General features: G+C 71.5%; 20 protein-coding genes. 11 read left to right on the top strand and 9 right to left on the bottom strand.

Annotated elements, in window-relative coordinates; all coding sequences use genetic code 11:
* Positions 1-148 precede the first annotated feature (148 nt).
* On the bottom strand, positions 149-769 hold the full coding sequence (locus ABZX22_RS43495) for a TetR family transcriptional regulator (protein WP_354922673.1): 621 nt from the start codon (positions 767-769) through the stop codon (positions 149-151).
* Positions 766-2,133 (bottom strand): hypothetical protein, encoded by a 1,368-nt coding sequence (locus ABZX22_RS43500; protein ID WP_354922676.1) that lies wholly within the window; start codon positions 2,131-2,133, stop codon positions 766-768. The genes ABZX22_RS43495 and ABZX22_RS43500 overlap by 4 nt, the downstream gene beginning before the upstream one ends.
* Positions 2,134-2,247: 114 nt before the next feature.
* On the opposite strand from ABZX22_RS43500, the gene ABZX22_RS43505 reads away from it, so the two are divergent.
* Positions 2,248-2,577: a helix-turn-helix transcriptional regulator gene (locus tag ABZX22_RS43505; RefSeq protein WP_354922679.1), complete on the top strand. Its 330-nt coding sequence runs from the start codon at positions 2,248-2,250 to the stop codon at positions 2,575-2,577.
* Complete coding sequence (locus ABZX22_RS43510; RefSeq protein WP_354922682.1) at positions 2,574-3,527, top strand: HD domain-containing protein; 954 nt, start codon at positions 2,574-2,576, stop codon at positions 3,525-3,527. Before ABZX22_RS43505 ends, ABZX22_RS43510 begins: the two co-directional genes overlap by 4 nt.
* Here the strand turns inward: ABZX22_RS43510 and ABZX22_RS43515 are convergent.
* Genes ABZX22_RS43515 through ABZX22_RS43525 form a run of 3 tightly spaced genes read right to left on the bottom strand, consistent with a single transcriptional unit; the run spans position 3,517 to position 5,212 of the window.
* Positions 3,517-4,128 (bottom strand): hypothetical protein, encoded by a 612-nt coding sequence (locus ABZX22_RS43515; RefSeq protein ID WP_354922685.1) that lies wholly within the window; start codon positions 4,126-4,128, stop codon positions 3,517-3,519. The genes ABZX22_RS43510 and ABZX22_RS43515 overlap by 11 nt on opposite strands.
* 43 nt (positions 4,129-4,171) lie before the next feature.
* Complete coding sequence (locus tag ABZX22_RS43520; protein WP_354922688.1) at positions 4,172-4,519, bottom strand: alpha/beta hydrolase; 348 nt, start codon at positions 4,517-4,519, stop codon at positions 4,172-4,174.
* Positions 4,520-5,212 carry a gamma-glutamyl-gamma-aminobutyrate hydrolase family protein gene (locus tag ABZX22_RS43525; protein ID WP_354922691.1) on the bottom strand — a complete coding sequence of 231 codons (693 nt, stop codon included), beginning with the start codon at positions 5,210-5,212 and terminating at the stop codon, positions 4,520-4,522.
* Between the two features lie 73 nt (positions 5,213-5,285).
* Here ABZX22_RS43525 and ABZX22_RS43530 point away from each other — a divergent pair, with 73 nt between their 5' ends.
* The gene (locus ABZX22_RS43530; RefSeq protein WP_354922694.1) at positions 5,286-6,392 is read left to right on the top strand and encodes an RNA-guided endonuclease TnpB family protein; all 1,107 of its coding nucleotides are present in this window, start codon (positions 5,286-5,288) and stop codon (positions 6,390-6,392) included.
* 114 nt (positions 6,393-6,506) lie between these two features.
* On the opposite strand, the gene ABZX22_RS43535 is transcribed toward ABZX22_RS43530, so the two are convergent.
* From ABZX22_RS43535 to ABZX22_RS43545, 3 genes are all read right to left on the bottom strand, one after another.
* A complete protein-coding gene (locus ABZX22_RS43535) occupies positions 6,507-7,271 on the bottom strand; it encodes a 3-oxoacyl-ACP reductase (protein WP_354922697.1) in 765 nt (254 codons plus the stop codon).
* A gap of 99 nt (positions 7,272-7,370) precedes the next feature.
* On the bottom strand, positions 7,371-8,714 hold the full coding sequence (locus tag ABZX22_RS43540; RefSeq protein WP_354922700.1) for an aldehyde dehydrogenase family protein: 1,344 nt from the start codon (positions 8,712-8,714) through the stop codon (positions 7,371-7,373).
* The gene (locus tag ABZX22_RS43545) at positions 8,711-10,069 is read right to left on the bottom strand and encodes a glutamine synthetase family protein (RefSeq protein ID WP_354922728.1); all 1,359 of its coding nucleotides are present in this window, start codon (positions 10,067-10,069) and stop codon (positions 8,711-8,713) included. The genes ABZX22_RS43540 and ABZX22_RS43545 overlap by 4 nt, the downstream gene beginning before the upstream one ends.
* 74 nt (positions 10,070-10,143) lie before the next feature.
* On the opposite strand from ABZX22_RS43545, the gene ABZX22_RS43550 reads away from it, so the two are divergent.
* Positions 10,144-10,857: an FCD domain-containing protein gene (locus ABZX22_RS43550; protein WP_354922703.1), complete on the top strand. Its 714-nt coding sequence runs from the start codon at positions 10,144-10,146 to the stop codon at positions 10,855-10,857.
* A 58-nt stretch (positions 10,858-10,915) separates the two neighbouring features.
* Positions 10,916-13,525, top strand: a complete 2,610-nt coding sequence (locus ABZX22_RS43555) for a DUF6185 family protein (protein WP_354922706.1) — start codon at positions 10,916-10,918, stop codon at positions 13,523-13,525.
* On the opposite strand, the gene ABZX22_RS43560 is transcribed toward ABZX22_RS43555, so the two are convergent.
* On the bottom strand, positions 13,446-15,413 hold the full coding sequence (locus ABZX22_RS43560; RefSeq protein ID WP_354922709.1) for a DUF2264 domain-containing protein: 1,968 nt from the start codon (positions 15,411-15,413) through the stop codon (positions 13,446-13,448). The two genes, ABZX22_RS43555 and ABZX22_RS43560, sit on opposite strands and share 80 nt — an antisense overlap.
* 92 nt (positions 15,414-15,505) lie before the next feature.
* On the opposite strand from ABZX22_RS43560, the gene ABZX22_RS43565 reads away from it, so the two are divergent.
* The 6 genes from ABZX22_RS43565 to ABZX22_RS43590 all read left to right on the top strand — a co-directional run bounded on the left by ABZX22_RS43565 (position 15,506) and on the right by ABZX22_RS43590 (position 23,960).
* Complete coding sequence (locus ABZX22_RS43565; protein WP_354922712.1) at positions 15,506-16,582, top strand: substrate-binding domain-containing protein; 1,077 nt, start codon at positions 15,506-15,508, stop codon at positions 16,580-16,582.
* Between the two features lie 95 nt (positions 16,583-16,677).
* Entirely contained in the window at positions 16,678-17,997 is a 1,320-nt protein-coding gene (locus tag ABZX22_RS43570; RefSeq protein WP_354922715.1) for an extracellular solute-binding protein, read from the top strand.
* A gap of 187 nt (positions 17,998-18,184) precedes the next feature.
* Positions 18,185-19,090 carry a sugar ABC transporter permease gene (locus ABZX22_RS43575; protein ID WP_354922717.1) on the top strand — a complete coding sequence of 302 codons (906 nt, stop codon included), beginning with the start codon at positions 18,185-18,187 and terminating at the stop codon, positions 19,088-19,090.
* A complete protein-coding gene (locus ABZX22_RS43580) occupies positions 19,087-19,920 on the top strand; it encodes a carbohydrate ABC transporter permease (RefSeq protein ID WP_354922719.1) in 834 nt (277 codons plus the stop codon). Before ABZX22_RS43575 ends, ABZX22_RS43580 begins: the two co-directional genes overlap by 4 nt.
* 47 nt (positions 19,921-19,967) lie before the next feature.
* Positions 19,968-20,924: a hydroxyacid dehydrogenase gene (locus tag ABZX22_RS43585; protein ID WP_354922722.1), complete on the top strand. Its 957-nt coding sequence runs from the start codon at positions 19,968-19,970 to the stop codon at positions 20,922-20,924.
* A gap of 24 nt (positions 20,925-20,948) precedes the next feature.
* Complete coding sequence (locus ABZX22_RS43590; RefSeq protein WP_354922725.1) at positions 20,949-23,960, top strand: polysaccharide lyase family 8 super-sandwich domain-containing protein; 3,012 nt, start codon at positions 20,949-20,951, stop codon at positions 23,958-23,960.
* Positions 23,961-24,215 lie beyond the last annotated feature (255 nt).

Genomic DNA, 24,215 nt, shown 5'->3' on the forward strand with positions numbered 1-24,215 from the left:
GACAAGGCGATCAAGACGATGCGGGATACGGGTCGGGACATGTTGGACAAGTACAAGGAGACCTCACGCGGCGGTCTCGCCGTGAACGTCATCGAATGCTGACCCGCGGCCCGGCGGCGTCGGGGGGACGCGCCAGGCCGGTTGCCGGTCAGCCGAGCCCTGACGAGCCGGGGTGGTCCTGGTTGAGGGAGCTCTCCAGGTGGGCGAGGGCGCGGTCCAGTGATGCCGGGGCGTCCATGCCGGGGTCGTGGGCCCAGTCGAGCCAGGTCGACAGCAGGATGCCGAACACCGCGCCGCTGACGGCCCGCACGCGGTCGTCGTACGGCGGGCGGTCGAGCCTGGCCGCGACCAGGTCGGTGAGGGTCTGCTTGGTTCTGGTGATGTTGGCGAGGCTGGCCGCCCACAGGGAGGGGACGCTGAGCACCAGCGCCTGACGCTCCCGTTTCGCGGCGATGTCCGCGTCGGTCACGCCGGTGAGCACGGCGCGCAAGGCGTTGCGCAGGGCCGTGACGGGGCCGAGCTCCGCTGGCTGGGCCGCGTAGGCCGCGGCGATGAGGGTGTCGTAGTCGTCGAGGGTGACCAGCGCTTCCTTGGTCGGGAAGTAGCGGAACACGGTCCGGTGCGAGACGTCGGCGGCCTGGGCGATCTGCTCGATGCTGGTGGCGTCGTAGCCCTGCTCGCGGAACAGGCGCAGGGCGTGCCGCTGGATGGCGGCGCGGGTGTCGGCCTTCTTGCGTTCCCGCAGTCCGGGTGCTTCGGGTGACGTCATGCGGGATCCTTCAGCGGGATGACCGTCCGATACTTTCCGCCGGCGGACTGCTGCGGCGGCTCGTCAGCGCGTTCCAGGATGACATGCTTTAGACGGTGCTCGGCGAGCAGGCCGGCGATCCCTTCGCAAACGGCGCGCCACACCCTCTCCGGGTCCGCCTCCGGCGTGGCGCGCAGCCGTACGCGCAGGCCGGCCGGGCCGGTCTGGACGATCTGGTAGAGCTGGACCCCCGGCGTGCGGTCCACCAGTGTGTTGAGCATCAGCGGCGCGATGACGCCCTGGCCCCGCCCGGTGGTGAACGTGAGGAGATCGGCCACGCGTCCCTGGACGCGGAGGGCGGGCCGCGGGTCGCCGCACGGGCACGGGTCGGGCCGTCGCAGGACGCTGTCGCCGAGGTCGTAGCGCAGGATCGGCTGCACCCGGTTGGCCAGGTTGGTGATCAGGACCGTGTGGGACGGCTCGCCCGGCGGGGTGGGGGAGTGGTCGGCCTCCACGGGTTCGACCACGGCCCAGTCGCTGTTGACGTGGTACCAGCCGTGCGCGCAGCCCTCGGTCAGGAAGGGGCACTCGCTGGCGCCGTAGGTGTCGCGCACCTTGGCCCCGAACGCGCGGGCCATCCGCTCGTGGTCGCCGCCGGTCAGCGTCTCGCCGGCGGGCTCCACCAGCGCCGGAGCGATGCGCAGCCGCCCTGCCTCCTGCTCGGCGGCCAGCATGCCGAGGACGCTGCCGTAGCCGAGCAGGAGCGCGGGCCGGAACTCGTTGAGCGCCTCGACCAGCGCGTCGAGCGGGGCGTGCACCGGGAAGAGGCGGACGGTCCTGCGCCGCAGCCGGCTCGCGCGCATGCGGGCGGCGCCCGCCGAGACCAGGAAGTGCCCGTTGGCCGCGGCCACGATGGCCATCCGCCCGCCGCCGGCCACGATGCGGGGAACGTCGCCGGCGTCCAGCCAGGACACCATCATGCGCATGCCGAGGGCGTAGTTGACGGCGATGTCCCGGTCGTCCTTCACGAAGATCGCGGGGTTGCCGGTGGTGCCGGAGGTGGTGACCGCGAGATACCGGTCCAGGAAGCGACCGCCCACCAGCGCGGGGTCCGCGACGAACGCGCGGGCCCGCTCAAGCGTCACCTCCCGGTCGGTGGCCCACTGATCGTAGTGCGCCATCAGCGCCGCCTTGCCGGTGACGGGCAGCCGGGCGGGGTCGTCGAGGCCGGACGGCAGCCCCCGGTAGAGGTCGCGGTAGTAGGGGGAGTGGGTGCGGGCGTGCTCGACGAGGTCGGCGAGCCGCCGCCGCTGGACGGCCGCCCACGCGTGACGTCGTCTGGTACGGCGTGCGTCGCGCAGCACCAGGGGAATGCTCTCCTTCATGCGGAACATTCTGTCACAGCAATGACAAATGTCAGTCGAATGTCAGAACTCCGCCAGGAGGGTGTGGCCCTCGGGAGACAGGCCGGACGGCTGGACCTATGTAGAGTTCGAGCTATGCCGAAGATGACGATGACGTTCCAGCTGGTGCTCGGAACGTTCCTCGACGCTCCCGACCGGGAGTTCTACGGCCTGGAACTCATGAACGCCACCGGCCTGGCCAGCGGCACCGTCTATCCCATCCTCGGCCGGTTGGAAGGCCTGGGCTGGGTGGAGAGCCGGCACGAGGACCCCGGCGTCGGCATCCGCGAGAAGCGGCCGACCCGTCGCTACTACCGGCTCACCCCCGACGGCATCGAGAACGGCCGCGCCGCCATCGCACGGGCGCATCGCTCGCGCGGACAGCCCGCCCCCTGGTGGCTCGGCCGTACCGGGGAGGCGCTATGAGCATCCGGCCCATCCTCGACGCCCTCCCGAGGGTCTTACCTCCCGCGCAGCTCGACCTGGTCGAGCGGGCTCACGCGGTCGCCGCGTTCTGGCACCGTGGACAGCGACGGCGCAGCGGCGAGCCGTACATCGGGCATCCGGTGGCGGTGGCCGCCATCCTCGCCGAACTCGACGCGGGATACGAGATGCTCTGCGCGGCGCTCCTCCACGACGTTCTCGAGGACTCCGCGTGCACCGAGGAGGCGTTGCTGCGCGACTTCGGCGAGGGAATCGTCACGCTGGTCAGCAGCATGGGCACCCTCCACGACCCGGCCGACCTGGAAAGGTGCGCCGACGACCGCCTCCTCATGCTCAAGCTGGCCGACCGGCTGCACAACCAGCGGACGATGGAGTTCCTGCCGAGGGACAAGCAGCGCCGCAAGTCCCGGGAGACGCTGGAGGCGTTCGCGCCGGCCGCCGCACGGCTCGGCCTGGACGGGATCAGGGTGGAGCTGGAGGAGCTGGCCGACGCGGTGCTGTCGGCGCCCGCCGAGGTCCGCTTCTCCTTCCACGCGCTCGCGGTGGGCGCGCTCGTCCTTCCCGCCGAGGTCCGGGCGCGGTGGCTGGCCGAGTGGCTGGGCGAACTGCACGCGTTGCCCGGCAGGCGGGCACGGGCCCGCTTCGTGGCGCACCTGCTCTGGGGGCTGCCGCGGATGGCGGCGGCCGTACGCGGGCCGACGCTGACCGCCGGGAGCGTCCTGCGCCCGGCGACACGCTGCCTGCGGTGGCTCCTCAGATCGGACGCCCGCGTGTGGGCGCTGCTCGGGCCGCCGCTCGCGTGGCTGGTGCTCGACATGGCGGCCGACCGGCTCGGCGACGCCGTGGTCATCCTCATCACCGTCCCGCCGGTGCTGGCCGGCGGCGTGCGTGCCGTACGGGAGCGGCTGAAGGACTCCGACCCTACGTCGTGATCGCCAGGGTCGCCGCGCTGACCGCCGCGCCCGTCACGGCGCCTACCAGCACCTGGGCGGGCGTGTGGTGCGAGACCCGCACCCGCGCCCACCCGATCACGGCCACCACGACCGCACCCGCCAGCAGCACCGGCAGCGCCGGGAGCACCTGGGCCAGCACCACGACGGTGCCCGCCGACACCCCCGCGTGGAACGAGATCTTCCACGCGAGCGTGATCAGGCCCATGACCACCACCCAGCCCAGCATCACCGCCGCCGTCGCCACCACCATGTCCGGGGCGTCGAGCAGCACCAGTACGGCGAGCCCGGCCACCACCGCGACGAACCCGGCCAGCATCGGCCCCTTGCGGCTCCTGCGCTCGACCACATGGATCGAGTCCAGGCGGCCCCGCCGTACCCCGAGCGCGATCACGGCCGTCGGCACGCCCGCGCACAGCGCCGCGGCCAGCAGCCCCCACGCCAGGCCGGCCCAGCCGTCGGCGAGCAGCCCCACCACGGGCGGCATGGCGATCGCCACGTACTGCGGCGCGAACACCTCGGTCACGGCGGCGGCCACGGTCCCGCCGGTCCCCTTCCGGCCTTCCGCGCGCTGATCGGTCACGTCTCCTCCTGAGGTACCGGTCGCCCGGTGGTCGGTCATGCGGTCAGGAAGCGCCTGACCGCCGCCAGCCAGCCCTCGGGCTGGTCGATGTGCGCCATGTGTCCGGCCTCCGTAAGGATGACCGCCTCGGCGCACGGGGTCGCGGCGACCAGCGAGGAGGGGAAGCCGACCCGACCAGCTCGGCGAGGTCGTCCACCATCGCGTCGGGGGTCAGCGGCTCGGCCACGGGGGAGCGCCCGCACCCTCGCAGGTCGGGAAAGAGCAGGCGGTACTCGCCCGCCAGCCGGTCCAGCGGCTCCACCAGGTAACTGTGGTCCCAGTCGGGCCCGCCGTGGACGACCAGCAGCGTGCGGTCGGCGGGCCCCTCGAACTTTCTGACGTGCAGGCGCATCTACCCGGCGGCCTCGACGAGCGCGCGGAAGAGCGAGCCGTCCTCGCCGGCCTCGGGGTGCCACTGGACGCCCAGGGCGAAGCGGCGCCCCTGCAGCTCGACCGCCTCGATCGCGCCGTCGGCGGCGTGGGCGGTGGCGTTGAGGCCCGTGCCCAGGCGCCTGATCGACTGGTGGTGGTAGTGCGGGACCGTCACGGTCTCCTCGCCCAGGATCGCGGCCAGGTGGCTGCCCGGGGTGACGGAGACCGGCATGTGCCCGAACTCGCCCGGGGCCGGGGCGTGCCCCGAATGGCCGACGACGTCGGGAAGATGCTGGTGGAGGCTGCCGCCGAGGGTGATGTTCAGCACCTGGAGTCCTCGGCAGACGCCCAGGAAGGGCATGCCCGCCTTCAGCGCGGAGTCCGCTATCGCAAACTCCGCCGAGTCGCGAAATGTCCGGATAAATCCCGTGCGCTCGTGGGCCGTCTCCGCGTACCGCGACGGGTCGATGTCGCCCCCGCCCGCCAGGATCACCCCGTCCAGCCTGTCCACGATCGACGCCGGATCGCCGGCGGGCGGCACGATCACCGGCTGCCCGCCCGCCCGCACCACCTGCTCCACGTACATGTACGGCAGCAGCGCCGTCGTCATCTCCCACACCGTGAACCGCGCGGGCTCGACGTAACAGGTAATGCCGATCAAGGGTCTGGTCATCACAACTCCTGCAGGGGTCCTTCATGCGGGGAATGGCCCATCTCCACATTGGCCTTCAGCTAAGGTGCGGTGAGTGGCGAGGACCGTGAAGCGAGCCTACAAATATCGCTTCTATCCCACTCCCTCACAGGCAGACCTTCTGTCCCGCACCTTCGGATGCGTTCGCCTGGTCTACAACAAAGCACTTGATCTTCGCAGGGGTTCCCACGCCGCGCACGGCAAGGCTGTCTCCTACGGGGAGTCCTCGGCTGAGCTGACGCGATGGAAGCGGAGCGAGGAACTGGCGTTCCTGAACGAGGTGTCCAGCGTGCCGCTGCAGCAGGCGCTGCGTCACCTGCAGAGCGCTTTCGCCAACTTCTTCGCCGGACGAGCGAGGTATCCGTCATTCAAGTCCCGCAAGAGCTCGCGATCCAGCGCCGAATTCACCCGCTCGGCGTTCACCTATCGCGACGGCGTCCTGAAGCTCGCCAAGATGGACAGGCCGCTGGATGTTCGCTGGTCGCGTCCACTTCCCCTGGCCGCGAGGCCGTCCACCGTCACCGTCTCCCGTGACAGCGCCGACCGCTGGTACGTGTCCATCCTGGTCGAGGAGACGATCGCACCCCTGCCGCCTGTCGATCAGGCGGTGGGTGTGGACGCTGGACTGTCGGTGCTCCTGACGCTTTCCACCGCCGAGAAGATCATCGGTGCGAAGGCGGAGAGGAGAGATCGCAAACGCCTCGCGAGAGCCCAGCGCAACTTCGCGCGCAAGGCGAAGGGCTCGGCCAACCGAGAGAAAGCGCGGGTCAAGGTCGCCGGCGTCTACGGGCGAATCGTGGATCGGCGGCGAGACCACCTGCACAAGGTGACGACACGGCTTGTTCGCGAGAACCAAGTGATCGCCGTGGAGGATCTCGCCGTGCGCAACCTGATGAGGAACACGTCGCTCGCGCGTGCGGTCGCGGATGCGGCGTGGCGAAGCCTCCGGCACATGCTGGAGTACAAAGCGGCCTGGTACGGGCGGGAACTGGTGGTGATCGACCGCTGGTTTCCTTCCTCCACGACCTGCTCGTCCTGCGGTGCCGTGCGGGCGAGTATCCCGCTTGACGTTCGGTCGTGGACCTGCGCCTGTGGCGCGGTGCACGACCGGGACGTCAACGCCGCGAAGAACATCCTGGCCGCTGGGCTGGCGGACAGGTGAAACGCCTGTGGAGCTGATGGAAGACCTCAAGGAGAGCTCTCTCCGACGGGCGGTCGGCGACGAAGCAGGAAGCCTCCTGTGACGATCCGAGAGGATCTCTTCCGGGAGAGCAGGTCAAAGCGGTGTAACGTACGCCCCCGAGATGCCGCCGTCGACCAGGAACTCCGAGCCGGTGATGAAGGACGCGTCGTCGGAGGCGAGGAAGGCGACCGCGGCGGCGATCTCGCTTGCCTCGGCGAAGCGGCCGACGGGAATGTGGACCAGGCGGCGCTGGGCGCGCTCGGGGTCCTTGGCGAACAGCTCCTGCAGCAGCGGTGTGTTCACCGGGCCGGGGCACAGGGCGTTGACCCTGATGCCCTCGCGGGCGAACTGCACGCCGAGTTCCCTCGACATCGCCAGCACGCCGCCCTTGGAGGCGGTGTAGGAGATCTGGGAGGTGGCCGATCCCATCACCGCGACGAAGGAGGCGGTGTTGATGATCGAGCCCTTGCCCTGCCGCCGCATGTAGGGGATGGCGTGCTTGCAGCACAGGTAGACGCTCGTCAGGTTGACCTCCTGCACGCGGCGCCACGCCTCGATGCCGGTCTCCAGGATGGAGTCGTCGTCGGGCGGGGAGATGCCCGCGTTGTTGAAGGCGATGTCGACGCTGCCGTAGGTGTCGAAGGCGGTCTGGTACATCCTGACCACGTCGTCCTCGCTGGTGACGTCGGCCCGCACGAACAGGCCGCCCACCTCGTCGGCGGCTTTGGCGCCGGTCGGCTCGTCGAGGTCGACGCAGACGACCTTCGCGCCCTCGTCGGCGAACCGTCGTGCGGTGGCCAGGCCGATTCCGCTGCCGGCGCCGGTGATGACGGCGACGCGGTCCTGCAAGCGCTGCATATGTCCTTCTCTCGGTGGTTGCTCTGCTTCTCGCGCGGGCCCAGGAACCCGGGCGGGGGTCCCGGGCCTCATGACGGGGCCGGAGGGCCGTGACCCCGGTCAGTCGGTGGCGATGAAGACGTTCTTGGTCTCGGTGAAGGCGGCCAGGGCGTCGGGCCCCAGCTCCCGTCCGAGCCCCGACTCCTTGAAGCCGCCGAACGGCGTCCAGTACCGCACGCTGGAGTGGGAGTTGACGCTCAGGTTCCCGGCCTCGACCGCTCTGGCCGTCCGTAGCGCCCTGCCGACGTCGCGGGTCCAGATCGAGCCGCTCAGGCCGTAGCGGGTGTCGTTGGCGATCCGCACCGCCTCGGCCTCGTCCGCGAACGGGACCACCGACACCACCGGCCCGAAGATCTCCTCGGTGAAGGCGCGGTCGGTCACGGCGGAGGTGAGGACGGTCGGCGGGAACCAGAAGCCGGGGCCGTCGGGGCAGGACGTCTGCAGGTAGGGGTTGTCGGGGACGAAGCCGCGCACCCGCTCCAGGTGCTCGGCGCTGATGAGCGGCCCCATCTCGGTGCTCTCGTCGAGCGGGTCGCCGACCTTGACGTTCGTGACGGCCTGCGAGAGCCGTACCAGGAAGTCGTCGTAGACGGAGGCCTCGACGAGGATCCTGGAGCGGGCGCAGCAGTCCTGCCCCGCGTTGTCGAAGACGGCGTAGGGCGCGGTGGCGGCGGCCCTGTCGAGGTCGGAGTCGGCGAAGACGATGTTGGCGGACTTGCCGCCGAGCTCCAGGGTGAGCCGCTTGACCTGCCCGGCGCACGTGGCGGCGATCTGCTTGCCGACCTCGGTGGAGCCGGTGAACACGATCTTGGCGACGTCCGGGTGCTCGACCAGGCGGGCGCCGGCGACCTCGCCCGCGCCGGGCACGACCTGGAGCACCCCCTCGGGCAGTCCGGCCTCGAGGGCCAGCTCGGCCAGCCGGAGCGCGGTCAGGGGGGTCCACTCGGCGGGTTTGACGATCACCGTGTTGCCCGCGGCGAGCGCGGGGGCCACGCCCCACGTCATGATCACCATGGGGAAGTTCCACGGCACGATCACGCCCACCACGCCGAGCGGCTCGTGGAAGGTGACGTCGAGGCCGCCCGCCACGGGGATCTGCTTGCCGTGGTCGCGCTCGGGCGCGCCGGCGTAGAAGTGCAGCACGTCGCGGACGTTGCCCGCCTCCCAGCGGGCGTTGCCGATCGTGTGGCCGGCGTTGGCGATCTCCAGACGGGCCAGTTCCTCGGCGTGCGCGTCGACCTTCTCGGCGAAGCGCCGCAGCAGGCGGGCGCGGTCGCCGGGCGAGACCTGCCGCCAGGTCGGGAAGGCGGTCCTGGCGCGCTCCACCGCTCTGTCGATCTCCGCCGCGTCGGCGAGCTCGACCTCGGCGACCACGGCCTCGGTCGCCGGATTGATGATCTTCACAGTCTCTCGAATCCCCTGAACAGTTCCCAGTCGGTCACCGCCGCGTCGAAGGCGGCCAGCTCGACGCGGGCGTTGTTGGCGTAGTGGGCCACCACGTCCTCGCCGAAGTTCTCGCGGGCCAGCTTCGACCCCTCCCACAACGTGAGCGCGTCGCGCAGGGTGTGGGGCACGGTGTCGGCGCCGCTGGTGTAGGCGTTGCCGGTGAACGGCTCCTCCAGCGGCAGCTCGTTGTCGATGCCGTGCAGTCCGGCGGCGATGAGCGCGGCCACCGCGAGGTAGGGGTTCACGTCGCCGCCCGGCACGCGGTTCTCGACGCGCAGGGAGGGCCCGTGGCCCACCAGGCGCAGCGCGCACGTGCGGTTATCCACACCCCACTTGACGGCGGTAGGGGCGAAACTGCCCGGCACGTACCGCTTGTAGGAGTTGATGTTCGGGGCGTAGAGGAGGGTGAGTTCCCGCAGGCAGGCGAGCTGCCCGGCGATGAACCAGGCCCCCTGCTCCGACAGCCCGTACGGCCGGCTCCCTGCCATGACCGGCTCGTTGTCCACAGACCGCAGCGAGATGTGGATATGGCAGGAATTGCCCTCACGCTGGTTCGGCTTGGCCATGAAGGTGATCGACCTGCCCTCCTGGGCGGCGATCTCCTTGGCGCCGTTCTTGTAGATCGCGTGGTTGTCGCACGTGCGCAGGGCCTCGTCGTAGCGGAAGGCGATCTCGTGCTGGCCCAGGTTGCACTCGCCCTTGGCCGACTCGACGTACATGCCCGCGCCCTCCATCTCGCGCCTGATGCGGCGCAGGAGCGGCTCGATGCGGGCGGTGCCGAGCAGCGAGTAGTCGACGTTGTAGAGGTTGGCCGGTGTCAGGTCGCGGTAGGCCCGCTGCCACGCCTCCTCGTAGCTGTCGTCGTAGACCACGAACTCCAGCTCGGTGCCCACGTAGGCGGCCAGCCCGCGCTCCTCGAGCCTGGCGAGTTGCCGGCGCAGGATCTGCCGGGGCGAGGCGACGACGTCCGTGCCGTCCTCCCAGGTCAGATCGGCCATCAGCAGGACGGTGCCCTCCTGCCAGGGGATGCGCCGCAGCGTCGACATATCGGGTTTCATCATGAAATCGCCGTAACCGCGGTCCCATGACGACATCTCGTAGCCGCTGACGGTGTTCATGTCGACATCGACGGCCAGGAGGTAGTTGCACCCCTCGGAGCCGTGGTGTAGCACCTCGTCAAGGAAGTATCGGGCGGACAGGCGCTTGCCCTGCATCCGGCCCTGCATGTCGACCAGGGCCAGCAGGACGGTGTCGATCCGTCCCTCGGCCACCTCGTCGCGCAACTCGTCTAGTGAAAGGAAGCCACCCGGCACAGTCACCCTCCCTGCTATTGGGCTAGTGTTAGACCATTGGTAAGCCGCAGTCAAGACCTCTGCCGAGGGGGGCCATGAACCCGTTGACGGTGTTGCGCCCGGTCCGGGCGGGCAACGCCTTCGAGGAGACCGTGGAGCGGCTGCTCCAGGCGATCAAGCTGGGCATGGTCGCCCAGGGGGAGAAGCTTCCCCCCGAACGGGAGCTGGCCGTCCAGCTGGGAATCAGCAGGGTGACCCTGCGCGAGGCCATCCGCGCGCTGCAGGACGCGGGCTATCTCGACGTACGGCGGGGCAGGTACGGCGGCGCCTTCGTCATCTACGCCCCGCCCGCGCCCGGCAGCGGCGACCTGCGCCAGGCGGTGGCCGAGATGGGCTCCGACTCGATCGCCGACGCGCTCACCTTCCGGATGGCCGTCGAGTGCGGGGCCGCCCAGGTGCTGGCCGGCTCGTCGCTGTCGGAGGAGCAGCGCGAGGTGCTGCTCGGCCGCCTGGCCGACCTCAACGCCGCGGGCCCTGAGGAGTACCGCCGCCTCGACACGGCCTTCCACCTGTCGATCGCCGAGCTGACCGGCTCCCCGCTGCTGGCCGCGGCCTGCGCCGACGCGCGGCTGCGGGTGACCGACCTGCTCAACGCGATCCCCATGCTGCAGGTCAACATCGAGCACGCGGCGACGCAGCACGAGGCCATCGTCGCCGCCATCCTCGACGGCGACCCCGAGGCGGCCAGCCGGGCGGTCGCCGAACACCTGGAGGGCACCGCCGCCCTGCTGCGCGCCTTCCTCGGCTGAATGTCACGATCACGTCACCGAGCGTGCCTTCCGGCCGCGCCGGGTTCATCATGATCACATGCGTGGCACCCTCGTGGCGGTGTTATGGACGGCCCTGGTCACCGCGGCGATCGTGGCCGGTGTCGGGATGGTTTCGCGAGGTCCCGATCCGGCGACCACCACCTGTCCCGACGGCACGCGCGGCGACACCGTCCGCACGACGCGCCTCCACGTGGACAACACCGACGTCGACGCGCCCACCCTCACCGCCGTCACCGTGGTCACCGTTCCGCGCGCGCATCCCGTCGTGGCCGACCTGCTGGCCGAGCCGAGGGAGGGCGGCTACCAGGCGGCCATGAACTGCCTGCTGAACGGCGGTGACCCGGAGGTGAGGTGGAGGGAGAAGCGGGAGAGCCTGCCCCGGATCGAGATCGGGCAGGAGAGCGTCACGGTCACCGACACGGTCAGGGTGGGCATCGAACTGGTCGCCGACGGCCAGGGGCTCGGCGATCAGGACCTGTGCAGCGTTCCGGGCTACGGCTGGGTGCGGCACGTGGCCAGGGACGACGACGCGGAGTGGCGCTGCGTGCCCGACGCCGTCTTCGGGCCGTGGGAGTTCTACCAGGTCAACGATCGCCACTGGCACTTCGTGCTGCGCACCGAACCGGACCTGTGGCGGTTGCCCTGGCGGGAGATCGTGGTGGAACACCCCGACGGATGGCTGAGCTCTCCCAGCCCGCCGCCGGGCACGTGGGGCGAGAACACCGCCACCTGGCGGCAGCAGGCGGTCACCGCCAGGGTGTCGTTCACGCTGACCCCTGATCTGGACGGCTGGGGCGCCGCCGTGATGAGCGGTTATCCCGAGCGGATGACCCGCGATCTGCTCAGCGAGTTCTGGACGTTCCTCACGCTTTTCGCGGGGCTGCTGATCCACCTGCGGTGGGGCCGGCGGGACCGGGCGCTCGTGGCGGTGCCGGTCGTCCTCAGCGGCTTGCACCTGGTGCGCCTGCTCACCTACGACCTGCTGGGCCCGCCGGTGGCGGACGGGGCGGCTCGGATGGTGTTCTGGAGCGTGTCGAGCGGCGTCCTGGTCATCGCCGCCTCCGCCGTCCTGTGGGCCGGTGGCCTGCCCCGGTGGCAACTGGTCCTCGGCCTGTCCGCGGTGCTGGCGGGCACCCTCGGGGCGGGCCTGGCGGGGTGGCTGACGGCGGGCTTCCCCGACGACGAGCCTGGCGGGCTGCCCTGGACCCTGGCGGGCATCGCCGCGGCCGATCTCCTGCTGGTGGCGCTGCTGTCGGCGGCGTGGATCAACGGGATGCGACGCGCCTTCCTGCGCGAGCACGGCGGTGCCCTCCCGCGCTGGGTGTGGCTGGTCAGCTGGGGTCTTGCCGCGCTCACCACGGCATACGCGTGCTTCGCCCTGGCCAGGGACCGCCTGCGGGTCATGTGGCTGGCCGAGGACCAGGAGGTCATGGGTTCGGTCACCTCCGATCTGCTCTGGATGCCCTTCAACCTGGTCACCTGGTTCGCCGGCTACGTGCTGTGGCTGTGGCCGGTGACGGTCCTGGTCGTGGCGCTGCGCTTCAGGACGTTCACGCTGGCGCGGCAAGGCCCGGACGGCGGGGGCGCCCGTGCGCTCGTGGTGTGGGTCTTCGTCGCCAACGCCTTCGGCTACTCCCACTTCTACGGCGGCCTCTGGCTGCCGGTCGCCCTGGTGGCAGGAACGGTGACCCTCTGGGCGGTGCTCCAGGCGACACGCCCCTGGGTGCTGTCGGCCCGGCGGCTCGCCGACGGCCGGCCCCTCCACGCCGAACTGCGCACCGGCACGATCGAGCAGGTGCGGAAGGCGGCCGGGCGGTATCTGTGGGCCCGGCGGTCGGGCAGGGAGTGGGACGCCAAGCCGCTCGACTCCGCCGAAGGGCTCGACGACTGGCATGAGGGAGCGGACGCGCTGCGCGCCGAGTTCCGCTCGCTGCGCAGGGGGCCGCGTTCCGGCAGGGAGGTGCTGCCCGCCGACGTGACCCCGCTCGACCTGGCCCTGCTGGCCGGCCCCGACAGGTCACGGGGCGCCGGGAGCGTCACCTGGCGGGCGGGCCGTCAGGCCGACCTGGCCTGGCGGGCCGGGCTCTTCGCGCTCGCCCTCGGGTCGGTGCCGTCCGGGTACGTCGTCTGGCACGACATCGTGCTGACGGGTGGACCGGGACGGCTGGACTGGTTCGCCGGGCTCGCCCAGCCGGTGTTCGCCTTCGGGGAGGCGGCCTTCTGGTTCGTGCCCGGCTACCTGCTCGGCCTGTTCTGGGACCAGCTACCAGGACGGCGCGGCCCCATCAAGGCCCTGCCGTTCATCGTGACGTACCTGGTCTACACCCTGGTCAGGCTGGGGCTGGACCAGCTCTTCGACATGGGCGACCTGAACGGCCTCGTGGTACGCGCGGTGGTCCTGGCGGCCGTGCTGACCGCGACGGGACTGTACGTGGACGCCCGCACGATGAGGAACGTCCTGCCGCCCTGGAGCAGGGTCGGCAGGTACGTGCTGGACATCTACCGGCTGGAGACCCTGCCGTCACAGGCCACGTTCCTGCTCGCGCAGATCGCCGCGATCCTGGCGATCATCCAGTTCGTCGGCGGGGGCGGAGGGGAGCCGCCCGCGCCGGGAGTGGATCCGTTCCAGGTCCCCAGGACGCCGTAGCGAACTGGACGAGGGTGAGGCCCTCCTCGGTGCCGAGCTCGTGGGTGGTGCCGTCCGGCCAGGTGAGGGTGATCCTGCCGCCGGCCAGCCGGAACGCCGGTGGCGCCGAGGTGACGGGGGCCGCCGAGAGGGTGACGACGCACGCGAAGACGGCTCCCGGCTCGGGGACGGTGCCGTCCAGGGCGGGGACGACCGCGTCGGGGCCGAAGACCGTGCCGCCGGGGGCCTTCAGCTCGGTGGCCGCCGTGAACCCGTGCAGGGGCAGGAGGGCGCTGGTCAGCTCGCCGGCGCCGGTCGGCTCGCCCGCGCCGGTCACGGTCCGCGCGCCGGCGGCGGGCAGGGCCCAGCCCGTCTGACGGACGAGGGTGCCGGCCGGGGCGGTCACCCGGTGGACGCGGACCTCGTGCGGGCCGTGGACCACGCTCACGGACTCGATCAGCGTCGAGGGTGTCGGGCGGCAGGAGGAGGCGGCCCATCCCGGCCCGGCGCCGCGCGGGGTGATCGGGCCGCGCGGGGTGACCTCCCCGTCGAACACCAGGCCGACGTGGTTGTCGGCGGGCGCGTCCTCGGAGGATGCGGGCGCGTCCTGGGAGGAGGCGGGCGTGTCCTGGGGGGAGGCGGGCGCGTCCTGTGCCGCGGCGGGTACGGCGGGCGCGGGCGTGGTGGGACCGGTGCGGGTCGAGTAGGCCATGCGCTGGTAGAGCGGGTCGTCGGGGGCGCCGCCGGGCGGCTGCTTGTCGCTTCCGTGGTTGACCAGCCTGACCAGCCCGTCGGCGGCCGTCGAGTGGATCAGCAGCCCCGGCCCCGGCAGGCCGATCGCCTGGTCGGCGCGTTCGACGGGTCCTGGCTCCTCCACCGCGGTCCAGACGGGGTGGTCGGGCGGCAGCAGGAGCCCGAGGAACCCCTTGGCCGCCCAGTACGGCGAGGCCGACCCCGAGTACGCCTGCAGGGACGGCTCGTGCGGGCCGTACCAGCCGAGCGTGAGGAGTCCTTCGCGCGACAGCGCCCGGCCGCCGGTGAGGAAGTGGGCGGCCGCGCCGCTGGCCAGGCGCCGGGCGGTGCCGGGGGAGTAGGGCGAGACGCCGAGCAGCTCGCCTGCCCACACCGGCGCCGCGGCGGCGAAGCGGTAGATGACGGATCGGCCGTGGTAGACGGGCGAGCCGTTGGTGTCGAAGGCGGCGCCGTAGTTGGTCAGGAAGGCGCGCAGCCGCGAGGCGTACGGCTCGGCGGGCCCGCCGAGGTAGGCGTGGATCACCGGGTACAGGTGCATCGCCCAGCCGTTGTAGTGGTCGAAGTTGCGCCCGTCGCCGTCGCGGTACCAGCCGTCGCCCTCGTACCAGGCCTCGATCCTGGCCAGCCCGCGCTCGGTGGCGCCGCGGTCGTCGAGGCCGAGGTCGCCGAAGAGTCCGGCGACGGCGACGGGGAACAGGTGCCAGTTGTTGTCGACGTGTTCGCGGATCAGCGCGTCGCCCAGCCAGTCGAGGGCGCGCTCCTGGACGGCGGCGGGCAGACGGTCCCACAGGTGGGCGCGGGTCAGCCGCAGCCCGATGGCGATCGAGGCGGCCTCGACCATCGGCTGGCTGTGGTCGGCGATCGGCTGCCACGCGCCGCCGGGGCCCGCGGCCAGCCCTTCCGCGTACGGCTCCAGCACCGCCGGGTCGCCGCCGCCGGCGACGCGGAAGGCGGCCAGCAGGAACGTCCTGGCGTATCCCTCGAGCCCGTCGCACCGCGACCAGCTGGCCCGGCCCGGCAGGTCGACCAACGCGCGATCATGGGAGCGGTACGGTTCGACGGCCGCGAGCAGGCCGTCGGCCGCCGCCTCCCAGTGGGCGCGCGTCCATCCCGTGATGGGGCTGAGCGATCGGTCGGCATCAGGAAGGGTGAGCACGCGGCCTCCGGGAACTGATCGAACGAAACAATACGTTCACGAACGAAAGCTACCTCGCTAGGATCGGACCCGTCGAGTGTTAGGAGCCCCCCTTGTTCGTCGAGCAACGCCATGAGTTCATCCTTCGCGAGGTGCGCGAGCGCGGCTCGGTCCGGCTGGCCGACCTGGTCGAGCGGCTGCAGGTGTCCATGGTCACCCTGCGCAGGGACGTCGAGCACCTGGCGGGCCGGGGGCTGGTCACCAGGGTGCACGGCGGCATCACGCTGCCCCAGGAGCCGGCCAGGCCGGTCGCCGAGGGGACGCTCGCGGGAGCGCCGGCCTTCCGGCCGGTGAACGACCGGGCGCTCACGATCGGGATGCTGGTGCCGTCGGCCACGTACTACTACCCGAGCGTGATCAAGGCCGCCCGCGACCGGGCCCAGGACCTGGGCGCGCGGCTGGTGCTCGGCGTCTCCCGCTACGACGACGAGGAGGACCGCAAGCAGGTCGGCCAGCTGATCGGCGGCGGCGCGGAGGGCCTGCTGCTCACGCTGAGCAGGCAGCCTGACGCCTCGCACGTCGAGTGGCTCGCCGGGCTGGGCGTGCCCGCCGTCCTGGTGGAGAGGGTGGCGGAGCTGGGCGGCCCGGCCTCCTTCCTCGACGCGGCGGCCTCCCACCACGCCCACGGCGCTTTCGTGGGCGTGCGGCACCTGGCCGAGCTGGGACATCGCCGGGTGGCCATGGTCAGCCGCAGCAGCCCCACCGCGCCGAGGGTGCGCCAGGGGTTCCTGGCCGCGGTGCGCGACCTGGGCCTGGAGACGCCCGGCGAGTTCGGGGTCGAGCAGGAAGGGCCGTCGGAGGAGCAGGTCGCCCAGGTGGTGGCGGCGGTCCGCGCAGGGGTGACGGGGCTGCTCGTGCACAACGACGAGGACGCGCTGCTGCTGGTGCAGCATCTCAGGGTCGCGGGCGTGCGGATCCCGCACGACGTGTCGATCGTGGCCTACGACGACGAGGTGGCCGCGCTCAGCGACCCGCCGCTGACCGCCGTCGCCCCGCCCAAGTCCGCGGTCGGCCGTAACGCCGTCGACCTGCTGGTTCGCCGCATCGAGCACGGCGCGGACCTGCCGGGCCAGCACGTGGCGCTGCTGCCGGAACTCCGGGTGCGCGAATCGACCGCTCCGCGCGGTTGATGTTTCGCGTTCATTTCGTTACTGATCGATATCTAGACAAGTCTTCGTTTGTGAGCGAATGATGCTCTAGCGATCGGAAGCGATTAGGAGCAATCATGGAACGCAAGCGCGCCGCCGCCGGCATCGCCGGAATGCTGGCCGGTATGACCCTTCTCGCGGCCTGCGGTGGCGGCAGCGGCGAATCCGCGCCCGCGTCCGGCGAGGCGGGCAAGCCCACCCAGGTCACCTTCTGGGGCTGGGCCAAGGGCACGCAGCAGGTCGTCGACGCCTTCAACAAGTCGCACAAGGACATCCAGATCACGTTCGAGGAGATCCCCTCGGGCAACGCGGGCGGCTACGCCAAGTTCTCCAACGCGGTGAAGGCGGGCAACGCCCCCGACGTGATGTCCGTCGAATACCCGCAGCTTCCCGACTTCGTCAACCAGGGCGCGCTCCAGGACATCACCGCCGACGTCGCCGACCTCAAGGGCAAGTACCCGCCCAGCGTCTTCAGCCTCGTCGAGCTCGGCGGCAAGACCTGGTCGGTGCCCATGGACGCGGCCCCGCAGGTGTTCTTCTACCGCAAGGACCTGTTCGAGAAGAACAAGATCGAGGTCCCGAAGACCTGGGACGACTTCAGGGCCGCCGCCGAGAAGGTCAAGAAGGCCGACGGCAAGGCACGCATCGCCACCTTCTTCCCCGACGACCCGAGCGTCCTGGCCGCCCTGTCGTGGCAGGCGGGCGCCAAGTGGTTCGGCACCGAGGGCGACGCGTGGAAGGTCTCCATCAACGACGAGGCCACCAAGAAGGTCGCCGGCTACTGGCAGGGCCTGGTCAAGGACGAGCTCGTCAAGGTGCAGCCGTCCTTCAGCCAGGAGTGGAACGCCGCCTTCGAGGACGACAGCCTGTGGGGCTACGTCGGCGCCAACTGGGGCGCCGGCGTCATGAAGGGCAACCACGCCGGGCAGTCCGGCAAGTGGGCCATCGCGCCCGTCCCGCACTGGGGCACGCCCGCCAGCGGCATGCTCGGCGGCACCACCTTCGCCGTCGCCAAGAACAGCGCGAACACCAAGGCCGCCGTCGAGGTCATCAAGTGGCTGACCGGCTCGCCCGAGGCGTGGACGGCCCGCCTGTCCTCCGGCACCTCCAGCGGCTTCCCCGCGATCGCCGACCTGGTGCCGGTGGCGGCCAAGAGCTTCGACGCCTCCTTCTACGGCGGGCAGGACATCTACGCGCTGTTCACCGAGGCCTACGGCACCATCCAGCCCGGCTGGACGTGGGGGCCGAGCATGGTGCAGACGCTGACCTCCTTCAAGGACGCGCTCGGCAAGGTGAGCACCGGCGAGACGACGATCCCCGACGTGCTGGAGAGCGTCCAGACCGCGACCGTCACGGAGATCAAGGGCCGCGGCCTCAACGTCGCCGCCCAGCAGTAACCCGTACGGCACGCCTGCCTGGCTCCGGTCCGCCGGGTGGCCGCCCCCGGCACCCACCCGGCGGAACCCGCCCCCCTTCAAGGAACCCTCGCGCGCGGGCGGCCAGGGGCCATGAGCGGCGGCCGGTCCAGGCGGCGTGGGAGCGGCGGACGGCCATGCCGTACCAGACAGCGAAGAAGAGGTGGAGATGACGACCGGCACACCAGAGACACCGGCGCGCGGCCCGGGTGAGGCGTGGCGCAGGCGGGGGGCGATCCTGCTCTTCGTCGGCCCGTTCTTCGCGCTGTTCGCCGCGGTCATCGTGGCCCCGCTGGCGTACGCGGTCTACCTGAGCCTGTTCAGCGAGAAGTCGTCCGGCCTCGGCTTCGGCGGCGCCGAGACGGTCTTCGTCGGGCTCGGCAACTACCTCGACACGCTCAGGGACCAGGCCTTCACCGACGGCTTCCTGGTGATCCTCGGCTACTGCGTCCTGTACATCCCGCTGATGATCGGCGGCGCGCTCGCCCTCGCGCTGCTGCTCGACTCCGGCCTGGCCAGGGCGAAGAAGTTCTTCCAGCTCGCCCTGTTCATGCCGCACATCGTGCCGGGGGTGATCGCGGGCCTCATCTGGCTCTACCTCTACCTGCCCGGCATCAGCCCCATCGTGGACCTGCTCGGCGGGGTCAACTTCCTCGGCGGCGACCAGGTGCTCGGCTCGGTGGTCAACATCGCGCTGTGGGAGTGGGTCGGCTACAACATGATCATCTATTTCGCCGCGCTCCAGGCCATCCCCGCCGAGGTGCTCGAGGCGGCCAGGATGGACGGCGCGGGCGCGGTCAGGACCGCCCTGTCGGTGAAGGTGCCGCTGATCCGCGGCGCCGTCATCACCACGGTGCTGTTCACGATCATCGGCTCGCTGCAGCTGTTCACCGAGCCCATGGTGCTCGACAACGTCAGCGACGGCATCGTCAGCACCTGGACCCCGAACATGTACGCCTACAACGAGGCCTTCGGCAACAACGACTACGGCCAGGCGGGCGCCGCCTCGATCATCCTCGCGCTGCTGGCCGCCGTGCTCTCCTACGTCGTCACCAGGTGGGGTAACCGTCGATGAAGTGGATGTCCCGCGCGACGGTCAACGTCCTGCTGATCGTCGCCACGCTCTACACGCTGCTGCCGCTGACCTGGCTGCTGTTCGCCTCGACCAAGTCGCTGTCGGACCTGTACTCGACGCCGGGCTTCGCCTTCGGCGACTTCAACCTGATCGCCAACATCCGCGCGGTCAGCGAGGAGAACGGCGGCATCTTCTTCCGCTGGTACCTCAACAGCGTCCTGTACGCGGGCGTCGGCGCGGCGGTGAGCTCCTTCATCACCGTCATGTGCGGCTACGCCTTCGACAAGTACTCGTGGTTCGGCAAGGAGAAGCTGTTCGGCCTGGTGCTGCTCGGCGTGCTGGTGCCCACCACGGCGACGGCGCTGCCGCTGTACCTGCTGGCCTCCCAGGTGGGCCTGGTCAACACCTTCTGGGCGGTGTTCATCCCGGTGCTGGTGCACCCGTTCGGCGTCTACCTGGCGCGCGTGCTGTCGTCGGGCTACGTGCCGGGCGAGGTGCTCGAGGCGGCCAGGTCGGACGGCGCCGGTGAGATCAGGACCTTCACCAGGGTGGCGCTGCCGATGCTGATGCCGGCCTACGTGACGATCTTCCTGTTCCAGTTCACCGCCATCTGGAACAACTTCTTCCTGCCGCTGGTGATGCTCAACGACCAGAACCTCTACCCGCTCAGCCTGGGGCTGTTCAGCTGGGAGAAGCAAGGCAACGCCTTCCCCGAGTTCCACAGCCTGGTGATCACCGGATCGCTGCTGTCGGTGGTCCCGCTGCTGCTGGTGTTCATGTCGCTGCAGCGCTTCTGGAAGGCCGGGATGACGGCGGGCAGCGTCAAGTGAACGACTTCTCGGGGGAGAACGTGAAAAGGCCGAAGACTCTCGTCGCCATGAGCGCCCACGTCGCCGAACGGCTCGTCAGGGGCCCGGTCAGGAGCCGCCTGGCGATGCTCGCCGACGTCGACGTGGACCTGGTCGTCCAGGACTTCGCGCGGGCCGACCTGTCGCAGGTGGAGGTCCTGTACACCTCCTGGGGCTGCCCGCCGGTCACCGCCGAGGTGCTGGCGCGCGCCCCCAGGCTGGGCGCCGTCGTGCACGCCGCCGGATCGGTCAAGCACCACGTCACCGACGCGGTCTGGCAGCGCGGCATCGCCGTCTCCTCGGCCGCGGCGGCCAACGCCGAGCCCGTCGCGGAGTTCACGCTCGCCGCGATCCTGTTCGCCAACAAGCGGGTCATCGACATCGCCCGCCGTTACCGCAAGGACCGGAGCCACGACGACTGGGACGCCCGCTACCCCGGCTTCGGCAACTACCGCAGGACCGTCGGCGTCATCGGCGCCTCCAGGATCGGCCGCAGGGTGATCGAGCTGCTGCGTCCCTTCGACCTGGAGGTGCTGGTCAGCGACCCCTACCTGACCGAGGACCTGGGCGTCGCGCACGTCGGCCTGGACGAGCTGGTCAGCCGCAGCGACGTGGTCAGCGTGCACGCGCCCGACCTGCCGGAGACCCGCCACATGATCGACAAGGCCCGGCTGGCGCGGATGCGCGACGGCGCGACCCTGATCAACACCGCCAGGGCGGCGCTCGTCGACCAGGACGCGCTGACCGCCGAGCTGCTGTCCGGGCGGCTCCACGCCGTCCTCGACCACACCGAACCGGAGTTCCTGCCCGAGTCCTCGCCCCTCTACGACCTGGACAACGTTCTCGTCACCCCGCACATCGCCGGTTCGCTCGGCGGGGAGCTGGCCCGCATGGCCGACCTCGCGCTCGACGAGCTGGCCCGATACGCCCGCGGCCTGCCCTTCCAGTACGCGGTGGAGCCCGCGAGCCTGTCCCGCTCCGCCTGAACCCCTTCCCGGGAGGCACCCCCCATGCTCCGACGTGCCCTGCCGGCGACCCTGCTGGTCGCCACCGTCACCTCCTCCCTCACGCTGTCCGCCGCCCCCTCCCTCGCCGACCCGTTACCCGCTCCGGCCCCCACCGGGAGCGCCGCCCCCCTGCCCGCGCCAGCGGACACCAGGAGCGCCGACCCCCTGCCCGCACCCGCCGACACCGGAAGCGCCGACCTCGCGCCCGCACCCGCCGACACCGGGACCCCCGCCCCACTGCCCGCGCCAGCGGACACCGGAAGCCCCGACCCGTCACCGGCGCCCGCGGGCACCGGGAGCGCCGACCCCGCGGCGGCGCCCGCCGCTGACGACTTCGGGGCGCCCGTCCAGCGCTGGCGCGACCTGGTCACCGGCGGAGCGGCCGTCACCCCCGCCGACCCCGTCTACGCCAAACCGCTGGCCGCCCTGGACGACAAGGCCGCGGCCAACCTGGCCACCCTCGCCGACGGCCGCTGGCCCGACGCCACCAGCACCGACGGCGCCACCGTCGGCACGGCCGCCGCCAGAATCAAGGACATCGCGCTCGCCTACGCCACCGCGGGATCGCGGTACCACGGCGACCGGGCCGCCGCGGACGCGGCCGTCGCGGCCCTGCGCTGGCTGCACGACAACCGCTACCGGCCCGGCGCGCAGGAGCTGGGCAACTGGTGGTTCTGGGAGATCGGCGGCCCCAACCACCTGCTCGACTCGCTCCTGCTGCTCGGCGACGCCGTACCGGAGGACCTGCGGGCGGGGGTGCTGGCGACGGTCGCGCACTTCGTGCCCGACCCGGCCAGGCGCAAGATCTCGGGAGTGCCCGAGGTCGGCGCCAACCTGGTGGACAAGGTCTCGATCACGGTACGGCGCGGCCTGCTGGCCCGCGACCCGGCCGTCCTGTCGATGGCCCGCGACAAGCTCAGCCCGGTCTTCGACCTGACGGCGAGCGGTGACGGCTGGTACCCCGACGGCTCGCTCATCCAGCACTTCTACTTCGCCTACACCGGCGGCTACGGCACCGTCCTGCTCGACGGCGTCGCCAGGGTCCTCACCCTGCTGGCCGGCACGCCGTGGCAGGTCACCGACCCCGACAGCGGCAACGTCACCACCTGGGTGTTCGACGGCTTCGAGCCGGTGCTGTTCCGCGGCCAGATGTTCGCCAACGTGCGAGGGCGCGGCATCTCCCGCCCGGCGAGCGACGACTTCGCCGAGGGCCGGGCGGTCGTGGCCGCGATGGCGATGCTCGCCCACGGCGCCCCGGCGGAGGTGCGGCAGCGCATCGCCGGCGTCGTCGCCGAGCACGTGAGCGCCGCCCCCTTCTACGACCACGCGACCGTCGCGCAGGTCTCCCTCGTCCGCGGCCTGGTCGAGGGCGTCGCACCCCGGGGCGACCTGACGCTCACCAAGGTGTTCGCCGGCATGGACCGCCTCGTCCACCACCGGCCGGGTCACGCCTTCTCCGTCTCGGCGCGCGGCAGCAGGGTCGGCGCCTACGAGGCGGGCAACGGGGAGAACCTCAAGGGCTGGTACACCGGCGACGGCATGACGTCGATCTACAACGACCGCCCGCAGTACAGCGACGGCTTCTGGCCGACCGTCGACCCCTACCGCCTGCCGGGCGTCACCAACGCCACCGCCGAGACCTACCCGCGCACCGCCAGGGACACCAACTGGTACGGCTTCCGCCAGAGCGACCCGCACACCGGCGGCGTGGCCATGGGCGACCTGTCGGCCTTCGGGATGCGCCTCATCGCCGAGCGCGACTACCACAGCAAGCAGCCCATCGACCTGAAGGCCCGCAAGTCGTGGTTCACCGTCGGCGACACCATCGTGGCGCTCGGCTCCGACATCACCGCGGCGGGCGTCGCCGCGCAGACGACGGTCGAGAACCGGATGGGCGCGGGGCGGCTCACCCAGGGCGAGAACTGGATGCACCTGGAGGGCGTCGGCGGCTACCTGTTCCCGGACGGCCTGCCGAAGACGCTGCGCGAGAGCCGGACGGGCGCGTGGTCCGACATCGGCACCGGCGGGCGCGAACCGCTCACCCGCGACTACACCACCCTCTGGTTCGACCACGGGAGCGACCCGCGCGCGGCCTCCTACGCCTACTACCTGCTGCCGGGCAGGAGCGCGGCCGAGACCGCCGAGGCGGCCAGGCGGATGAACGTCCGCATCGGCGACAACACCGCCGCGGTGCAGTCGGTGGTCACGGCCGACGGCGTCAACACGCGGCTGGCGGCCACCTTCTGGAGCTGCGCCACCACCCAGGACACCGTCCGCGCGTACGGCCCGGCCGCCGTCACCCTGCACCAGGAGGGCGCCACGCTCGACCTGGCGGTCGCCGATCCGACGTGGAAGCAGGGCCGGATGCTGTTCGAGGTGGCCCGCGAGGGCCGCGAGGTGCTCGCCGCCGACCCGCGCGTCACCGTGCTGACCACCTCGCCGACGATCAGGTTCACCGTCGACGCGGCCGGCGCGCTCGGCGCCGGCGTCAAGCTGAAGGTCAAGGTCAGGCCGACCGCCAGACCGGCGCTGACCGGGCCCTCCTGCGAGCAGGCCAGGCAGGTCGCCGCCGCCGACACCTACGTGCGCGGCGGCGTCCACGCGGGCACCTCCTTCAACGGCAAGGGCCTCGTGGTCAAGACCGTGCCGGCGGACCCTGGCTACACCAGGATCAGCTACCTGCGCTTCGACCCGCCGCCCGCCGCGACGGGGCCGGCCACCCTCTGGATCCGCGCCGCCGTCCAGGACGCCGACGGCGACTCCACCACGCTCACCCTCTACGAGGCTCCCGCTTCGGGCTGGGACGAGGCGACGCTGACCTGGAACGACAGGCCCGCCCTCGGCCGGCCGATCGGCACCGTGACCGTCACGGGCAAGACCCCCGCCTGGTACTCCGTCGACGTCACGGGCCACCTCGGCGGCGGCTACGCGCTGTCCGCCCCGGACAGGACCCTCGCGGTCGGGATCGGCGACAGGGAGACCCCCGGTGCCGCCCCCTTCCTCCAGCTGTACTGACCCCGCGAGAACCCTCCAGGACCGACCCTTCGAGACCCCCCGAGAACCCCCAGAGAACCCCCCCGAGAACCCCCCCGAGAACCCCTCGAGAACCCCCCGAGAACCCCTCGAGACCCCCCGAGAAAGGACCCGCATGCGCCTGTCCCTCAGATGGGCCGCGGGGCCGGGGGGCGCCCGGGCCGCGGCCCGGCAGGCCGCCCCCCCCGCGGCGGCCGCGCCCGCCCCCCCACTCCTCCTGGGCCGTGAGGGCCCCCA

This window comes from Nonomuraea sp. NPDC003804 (genome assembly GCF_040610675.1).
In the GTDB taxonomy this organism is placed as follows: domain Bacteria; phylum Actinomycetota; class Actinomycetes; order Streptosporangiales; family Streptosporangiaceae; genus Nonomuraea.

What these genes read in the sequence shown, in the direction of transcription:
- ABZX22_RS43520 (WP_354922688.1), bottom strand. Translation starts at nt 4,519, where the DNA reads ATGCGCCTGCACGTCAGAAAGTTCGAGGGGCCCGCCGACCGCACGCTG.
- ABZX22_RS43570 (WP_354922715.1), top strand. Translation starts at nt 16,678, where the DNA reads ATGGAACGCAAGCGCGCCGCCGCCGGCATCGCCGGAATGCTGGCCGGT.
- ABZX22_RS43590 (WP_354922725.1), top strand. Translation starts at nt 20,949, where the DNA reads ATGCTCCGACGTGCCCTGCCGGCGACCCTGCTGGTCGCCACCGTCACC.
- ABZX22_RS43510 (WP_354922682.1), top strand. Translation starts at nt 2,574, where the DNA reads ATGAGCATCCGGCCCATCCTCGACGCCCTCCCGAGGGTCTTACCTCCC.
- ABZX22_RS43535 (WP_354922697.1), bottom strand. Translation starts at nt 7,271, where the DNA reads ATGCAGCGCTTGCAGGACCGCGTCGCCGTCATCACCGGCGCCGGCAGC.
- ABZX22_RS43555 (WP_354922706.1), top strand. Translation starts at nt 10,916, where the DNA reads ATGCGTGGCACCCTCGTGGCGGTGTTATGGACGGCCCTGGTCACCGCG.
- ABZX22_RS43500 (WP_354922676.1), bottom strand. Translation starts at nt 2,133, where the DNA reads ATGAAGGAGAGCATTCCCCTGGTGCTGCGCGACGCACGCCGTACCAGA.
- ABZX22_RS43550 (WP_354922703.1), top strand. Translation starts at nt 10,144, where the DNA reads ATGAACCCGTTGACGGTGTTGCGCCCGGTCCGGGCGGGCAACGCCTTC.
- ABZX22_RS43525 (WP_354922691.1), bottom strand. Translation starts at nt 5,212, where the DNA reads ATGACCAGACCCTTGATCGGCATTACCTGTTACGTCGAGCCCGCGCGG.
- ABZX22_RS43495 (WP_354922673.1), bottom strand. Translation starts at nt 769, where the DNA reads ATGACGTCACCCGAAGCACCCGGACTGCGGGAACGCAAGAAGGCCGAC.
- ABZX22_RS43575 (WP_354922717.1), top strand. Translation starts at nt 18,185, where the DNA reads ATGACGACCGGCACACCAGAGACACCGGCGCGCGGCCCGGGTGAGGCG.
- ABZX22_RS43585 (WP_354922722.1), top strand. Translation starts at nt 19,968, where the DNA reads ATGAGCGCCCACGTCGCCGAACGGCTCGTCAGGGGCCCGGTCAGGAGC.
- ABZX22_RS43580 (WP_354922719.1), top strand. Translation starts at nt 19,087, where the DNA reads ATGAAGTGGATGTCCCGCGCGACGGTCAACGTCCTGCTGATCGTCGCC.
- ABZX22_RS43505 (WP_354922679.1), top strand. Translation starts at nt 2,248, where the DNA reads ATGCCGAAGATGACGATGACGTTCCAGCTGGTGCTCGGAACGTTCCTC.